Below are 13,355 nucleotides of genomic sequence, written 5' to 3' on the forward strand. Positions count from 1 at the left end.
CGCATGACGATTCAACGCTGTGGCTGGTGCTCCGATGAGCAGATTTATATTAATTATCACGATCAAGAATGGGGTGTGCCTGTATATGATGAACACACCTTATTTGAAATGCTCTGTTTAGAAGGTCAGCAAGCAGGACTCGCTTGGGTTATTGTTTTAAAAAAACGCGAGCGATATCGATATCATTTCTTTCAATACACCATTGAAGAAATTGCGACTTTTACAGATGAACATTTAATCGAAATAGCACAAGATCCGGGCATAATTCGTCATTTAGGTAAACTAAAGGCGATTCGAGATAATGCTCGAGCATGGTTGAATATGCGCCAAATCATGCCTGATATGGTCAAATGGTTATGGAGTTTTGTAGGGCATCAACCCAAAGTTCATTCTGTGCCAGACTATCGCTTAGCACCAACACAAAGCGAATTAAGCCTGCAACTGTCTAAAACTCTAAAAAAGAATGGTTTTAAATTCGTGGGTCCAACCATTATCTATTCTTATCTGCAAGCGGTAGGAATGATTGATGATCATGAAAATCACTGCTTTAAAAAGCTTAGTTTAGCGCCATAATCTTTTTAAGAAGGTGCTTGGGATGATGACCTCATTTTTTGTTTCACCCAATCCGCTAAAAACACGATGGAGTCATGAATTTCATGAGTTAGTTCATGCCCTGCATTTAAGCGAATATAATTTTTATAACGGCGTTCTTCTCCAAAAACATCACCGGGAACAATGTTAATACCATGTTGACGTGCAGCATAATAGAGTTCTAAACCATCAATATGTGTCGGCAATTGCAGCCATAAAACATAACCACCATCCGGCTGACTTAACCCAATGTCGATCCCGTGAAAAGCGTTTAATATCGTTTTTCGATATGCATCAACTTGATGATTTAATTTTGGTTTTAATCGGAGTAGATGCTCACGATAGGCTCTACTATACATCAGGTCAGCCAAAGCCAATTGCAAAGGTGTATTCACACTGACATTTTGAATGACAATTTGACGATGCAAATATTTAAGCCTCGGCGGTAAACAAAACCAACCTACTCGATATGCGCTCGACAATGATTTTGATATTGAACTGCATAAAATGACATAGCCTGCTTCATCCCAATGTTTGATCGGTAAAGGTCGCTGTAAATTAAAACTACATTCAGCATAAATATCATCTTCAATCACATAACATTGATATTGTTCAGCCAATTGCACAATTTTCTGTTTATCATGATTTGAAAGCTCAAATCCTAATGGATTTTGATAATTCACAGTCAATAGACAGGCTTTGGTATCGGGGTGCTGCATTGCTCTTTCTAAGCGTTCTAAATCAAAACCATCCACATTTGCAGGTATCTCAATCAACTTGCGTTTCAGTGTCCCTAACAACTGTAATTGACCATTAAAATTTGGGGTTGGAATCACAATGCCATCCCCTTCCTTGGTCAAGAGCTGAACCACGAGTGATAACGCAGCCATACAGCCATTGGTGATATAAGTCTCGTCTGGATTGATATAAAAACCATCTTCAGCCCAATGGTCTGATAAAGCTTGTCTCAATCTCAAATGCCCTTGTCGATTACTGTAAAGGAAATCTTCTGGTTGACTGTGTTTTAAAGCACGTTGAATTGACTTTCGGATTGCATCTACAGGCACGTGATTTGGAGAGATTTGTACTGCACCTAAATGAATTGATCGGTTATTGATTGAAGACTCCTGTATTTCAATTTGCAAATCTAAGTTACTGATATCCTTTGCTTCAGCTTCAAATTCATGATGATAAGGCAATACTGGCGAATCGTTTCTGGATTTCAAATGTTGAACAAAATAACCCGATTTATTTTTAACAGTAATGAGCCCTTCCGATTCCAATAATGTATAACAATTTTTTGCTGTATTTAAACTGACGGCATGTAATGCTGAAAATTGCCGAAGGGAAATGAGCTTCTGTCCTGAACACAGTTCTCCACTCAGAATTTTCTGTTTGATATGTTTGGCTAAGATTTGATACTGAAACATGAACTGTGCTCATTTTTATAAAATGTGTGTATCTGTATCTATAAACCTAGCAAATTTATGATGGTCTTACAGCTAAAAAAACACAGGAGGCCACATGAACAACGATAAATTATATTTGATATTACCCTTGGTAACACTTTTGACAGCTTGCCAACCAGAACATGCGATCGAACAAGCTGCACTTGAGCAAAAATTTATTTGTACATCGTTAATTGATGGATTCTTAAAAGTGACGCACAACAGTCATTATCGTTTTACAAAAAGTATTGAATCTCCAGATCAGCAGAAAATTTACCTCTACACCGTGTCTTCTGATCATGCAGTCAAGCTCAATAGCCCCACACAAAAAAATTTAAATTTTCAATGTGATGATTCCAAAAAACAAACCTATCAAGTTTTTCTATTGGATCAGACGTCTAAGACTAAGCAACCAATTTTGAGTTTTCATTTGCCTCAAACAGCAGAGTTAAAGCAATTTACAGCTTACACTTTGAAAAATGATTAAATGACTGATATAAAGTCATTATTTCAAAATATCTGGTAACGATATCTGCGCAGATTGAGATTTTGCTAATTCAGTTTTCATTTTTTGCAACATTTGATAAGGCTGCTGTTGTACAAACATATTGGTCACACTTTGTGGAATTGCACCTTCTGGATCCGCATATCCTGAAGTGCTGACCTTCACCTTATTCGGTCCAATCTGTTCAAAGCTCCAGTCTCCAACATAGTGTTGCAGCCGAATATACTGAGGATTCTTCGATTTTCCCGTTTGCGAAGCTTTATTCTTAATATGAACAATACCTTTTAAATCCTTATACATTTTCCCTTGCACAATCAGATCTCGATCTTTCAAAGGAAATGGAAAATCTAACACCATGTAGAGTTTAAATTCCCCTTGCTTCAAATCTTGAGAAATCACCTGTGCTGAACCGACATTGGGTACCCATGATTTTGCATTTTCCACATCCAAAACTATTGCAACTGCTCTTTCGAGTGAAGCATCCACTACTGTTTCAGCACGATAGGACAACACAGGATGATCAGGATTTTGTATCGTCCACACTTTAATATTGTTTTTGTTAATGGTGAGTCGAGAGGCTTCATTGGCTTGAACTTGGCTTGTCAGGCCAATGGCACTGACAAGCAAGCAGATCATAGAAATTTTCTTCATTTTTATTCTTCATATTTCACATTATTATTTAGATGATCACGCAGTATTTTTAAACTTAAACTTTGATATCGTTGAAGCCTAAAACGTCTTTCATGTCATATTTTTTCGGTGCTTTACCGACAACCCAAGCAGCGGCACGTACTGCACCTGCAGCAAAATTCATGCGGTTCGTGGCTTTATGTGTGATTTCTACACGTTCACCTTCACCAATAAACATTACCGTATGTTCACCCACAATATCGCCACCACGAATGGTTTGGAAACCAATACTTTGACGTTCACGAGGACCAGTATGTCCTTCACGGTGATACACCGCATCTTGCTTCAAATCACGACCTAATGCATCAGCAATCGCCTCACCCATCATTAAAGCAGTACCTGATGGCGCATCAACTTTATGACGATGATGTGCTTCGATCACTTCAATATCGACACTGTCACCAAAGACTTTAGATGCTAATTCTAAAAGTTTAATGGATACATTCACGCCTACGGAGTAGTTTGCTGCGTAGACTACAGGAGCAATCGTTGCACTTTCATCTAAAAATGCTTTTTGCTCATCGTTCATTCCTGTCGTACCGATCACTAATGCAACACCAGCCTCACGGCACAGTTTCAAATGCTGTTCAGTTGCAACTGGTGCAGTAAAGTCAATAAATACATCACAATCATTTAAAACATCTTGGATATCACCCACGACTTTCACACCAAGTGTACCAATACCCGCTAATTCGCCTGCATCCGCGCCAATAAGGCTACTGCCTGGACGCTCTACCGCTGCTGCTAATTGATAACCAGCATCTTGAACTGCTTGAATCAATGTACGACCCATACGGCCACCAGCACCTAAAATCCCAATACGCGGAGCGACAGACATAACCTATTCCTAGTGTTGCTTTAAAATTGTTCTTACTATAACAAAAGTCTATACATACGCTAAGTTTATCGATATAAAAAATTATGCTGTCTTTTAAGCATTTGATTTGAACCTTAATCGAATAATTAGATTAAATTAAGAAAAATATTCGGTTTTTTATATTTATAAATTTTAACTATGATCAATGCCATGAAATTCAACACTTTTATAAGGAAATAATATGGCAGACCAAGCTCGAAAATTATCAACGATCCAAACGATCGAACAGTTACAGTTGGATGCTTCATTAGTTCAAGGTTTAGATCATGCCGAAACTGCGTGGATCATTATCGAAGCTATTCAACAATTGCAAGAATATCATAATCAGTGGCACTGAGATGAAACGGATCAGATGATTTTTCTTATTTAAAAGAAAATCATCTTCTGTGTTATTAAAATATTTACAATTTAAAAATCATATTAGGATTCAAAATTTAAAATTGCTCAAAGCATTGATTGCTCAGCTAAAGCATCGGTTTCTATTTTCATTCCTATTAAAATATGTTCTTATTATCTCGTTATTTTTAATCTAAATTACATTCTATCTTCACAGTTTCTCTGCATTTTTTCAGTACATTAGTGTGAACCCCAATTTATAAGGTCAACGAGGGCGGAATATGAAAAAGATTATGACAGTTTTGACATTATCTTTAAGTGCAATATTTACAGCAAATATTGCCAATGCTGCTCCTTACTCTGATGACTACCAAGATAAAGGTTCACGTGAACGTGGTAAAGGATTTGAGAAACGTACTCAACATGATGCTTCATCAGATCAAGAGTTCCAAGATCGTCGTAAAAACAGAGAAGAGCGTGGCGTAAAACGTTTACGTCAACATAAATGGCAAACTGGCTACGTCATGCCTCAACACTATCGTGGCAATAGTTATAAAACCGAATATAGAGATCATAACCTACCAAAACCTGGTAAAAACCAACAATGGTACAAAGTGAATAATGACTTTATTCTGGTGGATTCAAACAGCAATAGCATTTTGAAAATCCAGCAAGATTAATTTTGACGTTTAAATCGACCCGACTTCATGTCGGGTTTTTTGTTGAGTTCAATCCTAATCATTCATCTTCATCACTTCTTCATACATTTCACAAATTGACTATATCTCTCCACGGTTTATCTCAAATCATTTTGTACTTTAGCGATATCGGATAAATAACAAAGTTAGAGGTATCCCACATGAAAAAGTTAGTATCAGTACTTACATTAGCAATGAGTGGTTTATTGGCAACATCTGCGATGGCTGGTCCACATGACGATGGTCGTCACTATTCAAAACCAACTCCACCACCAGCGCATTGGAATAAAGGTCAGCCTGGGAAATATCAACATGACCGCTATGAACAAAATCGTGGCTTCCAAAATGTAAATCCAAGCCGTCAATGGCGAGTAGGTCAACAGTTACCACGTCAATTCAACTCTTCAAAATTTGAGTTAAGTGATCGTCAAGCGAAGAATCTACCTAAAGCGGCGCGTAACCAGCAGTGGTACAAAATTAATGGAGACTATGTCTTAGTGAATGAGCGTACAGATCGCATCGTGCGTATCATCGGATAAGCTTATTCCTAGATCTTCTCAAATTGATCTTCCCTGCACTCAGCCCAAACTCAGTTTGGGCTTTTTTATGTCTTTATTTTAATGCAGGTGTGGAAAATCATTTTTTTGTTTAGAATCTGATGACCACTTCCCGCTTCTATCGGTACATGCATGCAATCGGACTCAATAGATACAACTCAAAATATGACACAGCAATATGTGCATTGGTTCCGAAACTCAGCGCCGTATATCAACGCCCATCGTAATAAAACCTTCGTTTTAATGTTTGGCGGCGAAGCAGTTCAATCACCAAATTTTCAACATATTATTCATGATATTGCCCTTTTACATTCTCTCGGCATTCGACTCATTCTGGTTCATGGAGCACGACCACAAATCAGTGCAAATCTTGCTGAGAAGAATTTAGATAGTCCTTTTCATAATCATCGTAGAGTAACAACACGTGACTCATTAGGTGCGGTCATGTCTGCCGTAGGCTCAATCCGTTTACAAATCGAAGCCTTATTGTCTATGGGACTTGCAAATTCACCCATGTATGGTGCTCGCATTGATGTGGTATCTGGTAATTTTATAACAGCTAAACCTTATGGCATTCGTAACGGTATCGATTTTCAACTTACCGGTGAAGTGCGTTCAGTCGATGCAGATGCGATTCAAAAACATTTGGACAATCACAATATTGTATTGCTTGGCCCCTCAGGTTATTCAACCACTGGTGAAGTTTATAACTTGCTTGCTGAAGAAGTGGCGACCAAAACAGCTATCCAACTCGGTGCCGATAAACTCATTTTTCTCGGTTCCGAACAAGGTTTAATGCAAAGCCCACAGCAGTTGTTGCGCGAAGTGACCCCGCATCAGCTAGATCAACATATTGACGTTGCTTTAGAGCAAAATTATGAATTGGCATTGCATTTACAAAATGCCAAGGAAGCCTCTTTAAATGGCGTTAACCGCGTTCATTTATTATCTTATGAACATGATGGTGCATTAATCGAAGAATTATTTACTCGTGATGGGCATGGCACGATGATCACCGATGCACATTATGAAGAAGTCCGCACAGCGACGATTCAGGATGTCGGTGGATTAATCAGTTTATTACGCCCATTAGAACAAGAAGGCATTTTGGTATACCGCTCTAGAGAACGCTTGGAAAATGAAATTGATCATTTCGCTGTGATTGAACGTGACGGTATGGTTCTGGCTTGTGCAGCATTATATCCAATACCAACTGAATCAAATGAAATTCGTTCTGCAGAAATAGCCTGTGTGGCAGTACATCCAAGTTACCGCAAATCAAATCGTGGTAGCCAAATCTTGCACTATTTAGAAGAGAAAGCAAAAAAGTCTAATATCCAACAGTTATTTATTCTTACGACACGAACCGCACATTGGTTTTTGGAACAAGGGTTTGTCAAAGCATCGGTGGATGACTTACCACAAGCGCGTCAGGCACTTTATAATTTCCAAAGAAACTCAATTGTTTGTAAAAAGCCACTCTAAAGTGGCTTTTTTATTGCACCCTTATGAACTGCTTTATCTTTCTTTTATATATTGATATTCCTAGGTGAACTATCTTCACAATCATTCGATATATTCATACAAATCATATCCTTATCACAATTTAATATTTTAATATATATTTATATATTTCATAAACTTAGAAACAAAAATATCGTTATTCTTAGATTGAGCCTTTTGCATTTTTTTAGATATTTTTTTCTCTTTTAATTTTATCTTTTTTATTCATTAGGAATTCCTGAATTCTTATTTTTTACGAAATAGAAAATTCATTAACTTAGGCGCGTTACATGACGCATTTATTTTTTTGATTTTTTTTATTTTTAAGTTTTCAGGATTTTCAATATGAGCAGCTTTAACGCTAATCTTTGGAAAAAAACACTCATTTTGTCTTCTGCGTTAACAGGTGCTTTGCTACTCACTGGTTGCGACTCAAAAAAAGAAGATAAAACCCAAGTGTTAAATATCGGTTATCAAAAGTATGGCTTACTGCCCGTGATTAAAGAAGGTGGTGAATTAGAAGCCGCTTTGAAGGATCAAAACATTCAAGTGAAATGGGTAGAGTTCCCAGGTGGACCACAACTGTTAGAAGGTTTGAATGTCGGCAGTGTTTCATTTGGTGAAGTCGGTGAAGCACCCCCTATTTTTGCCCAAGCAGCGAATTCAAATTTGGTTTATGTCGCAAATCAACCTGCGACTCCACGCGCTGAAGCGTTGATTGTTCAAAAAAATTCGAACATCAAAGATATTCAACAACTTAAAGGTAAGCGTGTAGCGTTAAACAAAGGTTCTAACGTTCATTATCTTCTCTTGAAGATCTTAGAAAAGAATCATTTGACGCTTGATGATATTGAATTGGTTTACCTACCACCATCGGATGCTCGCGCAGCATTTGAGCGCGGTGCAGTCGATGCATGGGTAATCTGGGATCCGTTCTTTGCAGCAGCAGAGCATCAAATCGGCGCACGTGTTCTCGCTTCTGGCGAAGGGAATGCCAATAACTACCAGTTCTATATGGCTGATCGTAAGTTCGTTGAACAGAATCCTGAAATTATACAAACCGTTGTTCAAGAACTTAATGAAGCATCAGATTGGATTGCTTCCAATAAAGACGAAGCAGCTCAACTACTCGTGAAGCCTACAGGTCTAGATTTCAAAATTCTTCAAACCTCAATTGGACGTATGAGCTTCGGCGTTTATCCAATTAGTACTGAAGTTGCTCAACATCAGCAAAAAGTTGCCGATGTATTCCATCAACAGAAATTGATTCCAAACAAAATCAATATTCAGGCCGCAATTATTGCGCCTACACCCAAATAACAACATGAAAAGGTGATGAACATGACTCAATATCAATCAGCAAATACAGCACACACTTGGTTTAAAACCTCAAGTCATTCAATGACAACGATGCTATTTGCCTGTGCGATGTTGGGTTGCTCAGCTGCATGGGCTGTTGATCCCTCAGTGAAAGAATTACGCATTGGCTTCCAAAAATCTTCCGTAAATTTGGTGATTGCTCAACAGCAAAAACTGTTTGAGCAAGAATTTCCCAATGCCAAAATTACATGGAATGAGTTCCCTGGTGGTCCTCAAATTTTAGAAGCACTTGCAGTGGGTTCAGTGGATATTGGTGCAACAGGTGATACCCCCCCTGTTTATGCTCAAGCAGGAAATAAACCTTTGCATTACATTGCTTATGAGGCGGCGAAGCCACTTTCTTCAGCAATCTTAGTGCCGAAAAAATCCAACATTACTCAGCTTAAACAACTCAAAGGCAAGCGTGTCGCAGTACATCGTGGATCTAGTTCACATTATCTATTGGTCCAAGCCGTCCGAAAAGCAGGTTTGCAATGGAGCGAGGTAAAACCAATTTGGTTAAGTCCTGCCGATGCACGTGCAGCATTCCAAAAAGGTGCCGTTGATGCATGGGCCATTTGGGACCCGTATTACGCTGCTGCTGAGCTTGAAGATAAAGCAAAAGTTTTGACCACTGGACAAGGGCTGAGCCCGAATTACACGTTCTATCTCGCTTCAGGCAAGTTTATCGACAAACATCCTCAAGCGATTTCAGGTGTCATTGAACAGATTAATCTTGCTGATCAATGGGTTCAAAAGAACTTAAAAACTACAGCAACGATTTTTGCCAAAACAACAGGTTTAAAGCCGAATGTGAGCCAAACCTTTGTTCAGCGCCGACCTCGTCCATCTTATGCAGCACCTTTAACCGCGAAAGTCATTGCAGATCAGCAACAACTGGCTGATCGCTTTGCTGAGCTCAAAATCATTCCTAAACCGATACAAATTAACCAAGTCGTATGGACTGGTAAGTAACTCATATTAAGGACTTAAGTAATGAAAATTTTCTGGTTTATTCCTACTCATGGTGATAGTCGCTACCTAGGTACAAGCAAAGGCGGACGTGTTGTCGACCATGCCTACATGAAACAAATCGCTGTGGCGGTGGATAATCTAGGTTATGAAGGTGTGCTTATCCCGACTGGTCGTTCTTGTGAAGATCCATGGTTGACTGCCGCAAGTTTAATTGATGCCACCAAAAATCTTAAATTTCTCGTTGCTTTGCGTCCAGGGGTAACCACTCCTGCACTGGCTGCACGTATGGCAGCAACCTTTGACCGTCTTTCAAATGGCCGTGTTCTATTGAACTTGGTCACTGGTGGTGATGAGCAAGAGTTAAAAGGTGACGGCGTCTATGAAGATCATAAAACGCGTTATAAAACTGCGACTGAATATACTACGATTTGGCGCGAAATTTTAAAACGCTCTCATACGGGTGAAAGCTTCACGTTCCATGGTGAACGTCTAAGCGTGGATGATGCAAAATTATTATATCCACCCGTCCAAAAACCTTATCCACCATTGTGGTTTGGTGGTTCTTCTGATGATGCTGTTGAACTGGCAACTGATCAAGTAGATACCTATTTAACTTGGGGAGAGCCTCCAGCAGCGGTTAAAGAAAAAATTGAAAATGTCCGCGCTAAGGCGGCAGCTAAAGGTCGCACCCTAGATTACGGTATTCGTTTACATGTCATCGTCCGCGAAACCAACGAGGAAGCATGGAGAGCTGCTGAAGAATTAATTCGGTATGTTGATGATGAAACCATCGCTGCGGCACAGAAAAAATTTAAACAAATGGACTCTGTTGGTCAACGTCGTATGGCTGAACTTCATAATGGAGATCGCTCGAAACTTGAAGTGTCACCAAACTTATGGGCTGGCGTAGGTCTCGTCCGTGGGGGTGCAGGCACGGCATTAGTAGGTGACCCTGAAACTGTGGCGGCACGTATTCAAGAATATGCAGATTTAGGCATTAATACCTTTATTTTCTCGGGTTATCCGCACCTTGAAGAATCAATTCGTTTTGCTGAATTGGTATTCCCTCTTCTGCCATTAGAAACACGCCAAAAACTGACTCAACCTAATCTGACTGGTCCTTTTGGTGAGATTGTCGCGAATAACTATACTCCTGAAGAAAATAAAAAAGGAGATCAGGTTCAGGAGCCGGCATGACAACAGCGGTAGATAAAACTCAAAAACATTCTATCGTGTTGAGTAAAACCAAGGAGGTTAAAGCTGAAGGTTTTCTCTCTCGAGGAATCAAACAACTGGGGCAACGTTTGTTGCCTTGGTTAGTACCCATTTTTCTTATTGTGATTTGGCAACTTGCTTCAGTCACTGGCATTTTAGAAAGCCGTGTCTTGCCTGCTCCAACCGCAGTGGTTTTGGCTTTTTGGCATCTATTGCTTAGTGGTGAACTGTGGACACATGTCCAAGTCAGTGCGGGACGTGCACTGATTGGCTTGCTGATTGGTGGGGGCTTAGGATTATTTTTAGGATTGTTAAATGGCTCATCTAAAGTAGCCTCTACGTTACTCGACACGACCCTACAAATGATCCGTAATATTCCAGCTTTAGCTTTAATTCCATTGGTGATTCTATGGTTTGGAATTGACGAATCTGCCAAATTATTTTTGGTCGCGATTGGCGTGTTTTTCCCAATTTATATCAATACGTATCACGGTATCCGATCTGTAGATCCTCAGCTGATCGAGATGGGCAAGAGTTATGGTTTAACACGCTGGCAGTTATATAAAGAAATTATTTTACCAGGTGCTCTTCCTTCCATTTTAGTTGGTTTGCGCTTCGCACTAGGTTTAGTTTGGGTTCTGTTAATTGTGGCTGAAACCATCTCAGCACAAGCTGGAATTGGCTACATGACCATGAATGCGCGTGAATTTTTACAAACAGATGTCGTTTTAGTTGGGATTCTACTGTATGCCCTACTTGGTAAATTAGCGGATGTACTCGCGGTTGCCTTAGAAAAATATTTATTACGCTGGCATCCAGGCTATCAAAAATAGGAATGCGTATGACTGATTTAAGTATTTCAAATCTCGCTGATGAACATGTCATTCCAGATCATGCCAGATCAGCTCCACAAAAGATCGGTGCAGAAATCAATCTTGAACAACTGCACAAGTTCTATGGCAAAGTTAAAGTATTAGAGGATTTAGACCTACATATAGAACCTGGTGAATTTGTTGCCATTGTGGGTCGAAGTGGCTGTGGTAAGAGTACGTTGTTACGGTTAATCGCGGATTTAGAACAACCGAGTTATGGTGAGATTAAATTTAAATCTGCACTGAACTTTCGTGAAGGTATTACCGCTGATGACATCCGCGTCATGTTCCAAGATCCTCGCCTATTACCATGGAAAAGCATTTTAAAAAATGTGCAATTGGGCTTAGATAAATCCCAGCATGATAAGGCTGAAGCATTATTGGAAAAAGTTGGCTTAAATGAAAAAGCTGAACTTTGGCCTGCACAACTTTCAGGTGGACAACGTCAACGAGCAGCGCTAGCACGTGCCTTGTCTCATACCCCTCGAATACTATTACTTGATGAACCTTTGGGGGCTTTAGATGCGCTTACGCGTTTAGACATGCAAAATCTAATCGAGAAACTATGGTTAGAACAAGGCTTCACCACCATCTTAGTGACACATGATGTCAGTGAAGCAGTCCAGTTAGCAGATCGTATTATTTTGCTCGATAAAGGTCATATCGCACATCAGTTCAAAGTAGATTTACCACGACCGCGACAAAAAAATGTCAAATTTGCAGAGCTTGAACAACAAGTTTTAGAAGCCGTACTTTCAACTTAAGCGATACAAAATATGACATTCTGAATTGTTGAATAAGGTAAATGGAAGTGTCTAATTTTCGTCGGAAAATTAGACACTTTTCGTACTGATAAATGGCTTTTTTTAATTAAATTAAAAGATATTCTCGATCAGCATTTCCCACATGAGTAATATGTATTTGTTTATCAAATAAATTGTACATGTGTCTTATTATTAGTTTTATCACTTAACTACACAATTATTCTTCATATTCTTTTGCAAATGCCCTAATCCTTGTGCACAAATCGCACGTTTTGCCGTACAATTTGAGGTTCCTTTTTATAATTTACTGACGAGATGGAACAAAAGAAGAGTACGCAAAAACGTCAACAGCTTTTAGCTGCTGCATTAGATGTGTTTTCTGTGTATGGTTTTAGTGGTGCAAGCTTAGATGAAATTGCACAACTCGCGGAAATGCACAAATCGAATATTTTCTATTACTATGAAAATAAAGAAGCGCTCTATGTCGAAGTGCTGACTACTGTCATGCAAAAATGGTTAGCTCCACTGCAAATGTTGGAAGCTGATTTAGAGCCTGCTGAAGCGATCACGCAATATCTCATGCAAAAGATTGAGGTTTCCCGTACTCAACATAAGGCATCAAAATTATTTGCTTTAGAAATTATCCAAGGCGCACCACATATCCTGCCAATTTTGAAAGGCCCATTAAAAAAACTCTTCAAACGCAAATCTAAAGTCATTTCCACGTGGCAAGAGCAAGGCAAAATATCAGACAAGATCGATGCTGAGGTTTTAATTATTAACCTTTGGGGTATCACACAAAACTATGCTGATTTTAGCACCCAAACTGAAATGGTAACGGGAAAAACCTTGCGCAATCGCACCATGTATCAACGTACCATTGAGCATACAGTCCATATGATGCTATACGGTATTTTACCTCGACCATAATTGGTTTCTCTAAATCTCTTCGAGATTGGGTGGTG

15 protein-coding genes are annotated in these 13,355 nt (G+C 39.2%); 12 read left to right on the forward strand and 3 right to left on the reverse strand.

The genetic code is table 11. The annotated features are described in order from the left end of the window. Positions 1–3: 3 nt before the first annotated feature. Positions 4–573, forward strand: a complete 570-nt coding sequence (locus CL42_RS02815; RefSeq protein ID WP_035264883.1) for a DNA-3-methyladenine glycosylase I — start codon at positions 4–6, stop codon at positions 571–573. A gap of 5 nt (positions 574–578) precedes the next feature. Here CL42_RS02815 and CL42_RS02820 read toward each other — a convergent pair whose 3' ends face one another. Beyond that, complete coding sequence (locus CL42_RS02820) at positions 579–2,021, reverse strand: PLP-dependent aminotransferase family protein (protein ID WP_035264885.1); 1,443 nt, start codon at positions 2,019–2,021, stop codon at positions 579–581. 94 nt (positions 2,022–2,115) lie between these two features. On the opposite strand from CL42_RS02820, the gene CL42_RS02825 reads away from it, so the two are divergent. Next, complete coding sequence (locus tag CL42_RS02825; RefSeq protein WP_035264887.1) at positions 2,116–2,526, forward strand: hypothetical protein; 411 nt, start codon at positions 2,116–2,118, stop codon at positions 2,524–2,526. Positions 2,527–2,544: 18 nt separating this feature from the next. Here CL42_RS02825 and CL42_RS02830 read toward each other — a convergent pair whose 3' ends face one another. Both CL42_RS02830 and dapB read right to left on the reverse strand, forming a co-directional pair. Continuing rightward, on the reverse strand, positions 2,545–3,195 hold the full coding sequence (locus tag CL42_RS02830) for an START domain-containing protein (RefSeq protein WP_035264889.1): 651 nt from the start codon (positions 3,193–3,195) through the stop codon (positions 2,545–2,547). A 55-nt stretch (positions 3,196–3,250) separates the two neighbouring features. After that, positions 3,251–4,072 (reverse strand): 4-hydroxy-tetrahydrodipicolinate reductase, encoded by an 822-nt coding sequence (gene dapB / locus CL42_RS02835; RefSeq protein ID WP_035264896.1) that lies wholly within the window; start codon positions 4,070–4,072, stop codon positions 3,251–3,253. Between the two features lie 220 nt (positions 4,073–4,292). Between dapB and CL42_RS17215 the strand changes: the two genes are divergently transcribed. From CL42_RS17215 to CL42_RS02880, 10 genes are all read left to right on the forward strand, one after another. Continuing rightward, positions 4,293–4,448: a hypothetical protein gene (locus tag CL42_RS17215; RefSeq protein ID WP_171076739.1), complete on the forward strand. Its 156-nt coding sequence runs from the start codon at positions 4,293–4,295 to the stop codon at positions 4,446–4,448. 280 nt (positions 4,449–4,728) lie between these two features. After that, positions 4,729–5,127, forward strand: coding sequence for an RcnB family protein (locus CL42_RS02840; RefSeq protein WP_035264899.1), 399 nt, complete (start codon positions 4,729–4,731; stop codon positions 5,125–5,127). A gap of 179 nt (positions 5,128–5,306) precedes the next feature. Then, positions 5,307–5,684 carry an RcnB family protein gene (locus tag CL42_RS02845; RefSeq protein WP_035264902.1) on the forward strand — a complete coding sequence of 126 codons (378 nt, stop codon included), beginning with the start codon at positions 5,307–5,309 and terminating at the stop codon, positions 5,682–5,684. A gap of 150 nt (positions 5,685–5,834) precedes the next feature. After that, positions 5,835–7,187 (forward strand): amino-acid N-acetyltransferase, encoded by a 1,353-nt coding sequence (gene argA / locus CL42_RS02850; RefSeq protein WP_035264904.1) that lies wholly within the window; start codon positions 5,835–5,837, stop codon positions 7,185–7,187. A 363-nt stretch (positions 7,188–7,550) separates the two neighbouring features. Beyond that, the gene (locus CL42_RS02855) at positions 7,551–8,525 is read left to right on the forward strand and encodes a sulfonate ABC transporter substrate-binding protein (protein ID WP_035264914.1); all 975 of its coding nucleotides are present in this window, start codon (positions 7,551–7,553) and stop codon (positions 8,523–8,525) included. A gap of 81 nt (positions 8,526–8,606) precedes the next feature. Continuing rightward, positions 8,607–9,539 carry a sulfonate ABC transporter substrate-binding protein gene (locus CL42_RS02860; protein WP_228133222.1) on the forward strand — a complete coding sequence of 311 codons (933 nt, stop codon included), beginning with the start codon at positions 8,607–8,609 and terminating at the stop codon, positions 9,537–9,539. A gap of 21 nt (positions 9,540–9,560) precedes the next feature. Beyond that, positions 9,561–10,736: an FMNH2-dependent alkanesulfonate monooxygenase gene (gene ssuD, locus CL42_RS02865; protein ID WP_035264919.1), complete on the forward strand. Its 1,176-nt coding sequence runs from the start codon at positions 9,561–9,563 to the stop codon at positions 10,734–10,736. After that, positions 10,733–11,587 (forward strand): aliphatic sulfonate ABC transporter permease SsuC, encoded by an 855-nt coding sequence (gene ssuC, locus CL42_RS02870; RefSeq protein WP_416202002.1) that lies wholly within the window; start codon positions 10,733–10,735, stop codon positions 11,585–11,587. The genes ssuD and ssuC overlap by 4 nt, the downstream gene beginning before the upstream one ends. A gap of 8 nt (positions 11,588–11,595) precedes the next feature. Next, a complete protein-coding gene (locus CL42_RS02875; RefSeq protein WP_035264921.1) occupies positions 11,596–12,390 on the forward strand; it encodes an ABC transporter ATP-binding protein in 795 nt (264 codons plus the stop codon). 315 nt (positions 12,391–12,705) lie between these two features. Then, entirely contained in the window at positions 12,706–13,320 is a 615-nt protein-coding gene (locus CL42_RS02880) for a TetR/AcrR family transcriptional regulator (protein ID WP_035264923.1), read from the forward strand. Positions 13,321–13,355 lie beyond the last annotated feature (35 nt).

It is taken from the genome of Acinetobacter sp. Ver3 (assembly GCF_000632455.1).
Classification (GTDB): domain Bacteria; phylum Pseudomonadota; class Gammaproteobacteria; order Pseudomonadales; family Moraxellaceae; genus Acinetobacter.

What these genes read in the sequence shown, in the direction of transcription:
- CL42_RS02815 (WP_035264883.1), top strand. Translation starts at nt 4, where the DNA reads ATGACGATTCAACGCTGTGGCTGGTGCTCCGATGAGCAGATTTATATT.
- CL42_RS02820 (WP_035264885.1), bottom strand. Translation starts at nt 2,021, where the DNA reads ATGTTTCAGTATCAAATCTTAGCCAAACATATCAAACAGAAAATTCTG.
- CL42_RS02825 (WP_035264887.1), top strand. Translation starts at nt 2,116, where the DNA reads ATGAACAACGATAAATTATATTTGATATTACCCTTGGTAACACTTTTG.
- CL42_RS02830 (WP_035264889.1), bottom strand. Translation starts at nt 3,195, where the DNA reads ATGAAGAAAATTTCTATGATCTGCTTGCTTGTCAGTGCCATTGGCCTG.
- dapB (WP_035264896.1), bottom strand. Translation starts at nt 4,072, where the DNA reads ATGTCTGTCGCTCCGCGTATTGGGATTTTAGGTGCTGGTGGCCGTATG.
- CL42_RS17215 (WP_171076739.1), top strand. Translation starts at nt 4,293, where the DNA reads ATGGCAGACCAAGCTCGAAAATTATCAACGATCCAAACGATCGAACAG.
- CL42_RS02840 (WP_035264899.1), top strand. Translation starts at nt 4,729, where the DNA reads ATGAAAAAGATTATGACAGTTTTGACATTATCTTTAAGTGCAATATTT.
- CL42_RS02845 (WP_035264902.1), top strand. Translation starts at nt 5,307, where the DNA reads ATGAAAAAGTTAGTATCAGTACTTACATTAGCAATGAGTGGTTTATTG.
- argA (WP_035264904.1), top strand. Translation starts at nt 5,835, where the DNA reads ATGCAATCGGACTCAATAGATACAACTCAAAATATGACACAGCAATAT.
- CL42_RS02855 (WP_035264914.1), top strand. Translation starts at nt 7,551, where the DNA reads ATGAGCAGCTTTAACGCTAATCTTTGGAAAAAAACACTCATTTTGTCT.
- CL42_RS02860 (WP_228133222.1), top strand. Translation starts at nt 8,607, where the DNA reads ATGACAACGATGCTATTTGCCTGTGCGATGTTGGGTTGCTCAGCTGCA.
- ssuD (WP_035264919.1), top strand. Translation starts at nt 9,561, where the DNA reads ATGAAAATTTTCTGGTTTATTCCTACTCATGGTGATAGTCGCTACCTA.
- ssuC (WP_416202002.1), top strand. Translation starts at nt 10,733, where the DNA reads ATGACAACAGCGGTAGATAAAACTCAAAAACATTCTATCGTGTTGAGT.
- CL42_RS02875 (WP_035264921.1), top strand. Translation starts at nt 11,596, where the DNA reads ATGACTGATTTAAGTATTTCAAATCTCGCTGATGAACATGTCATTCCA.
- CL42_RS02880 (WP_035264923.1), top strand. Translation starts at nt 12,706, where the DNA reads ATGGAACAAAAGAAGAGTACGCAAAAACGTCAACAGCTTTTAGCTGCT.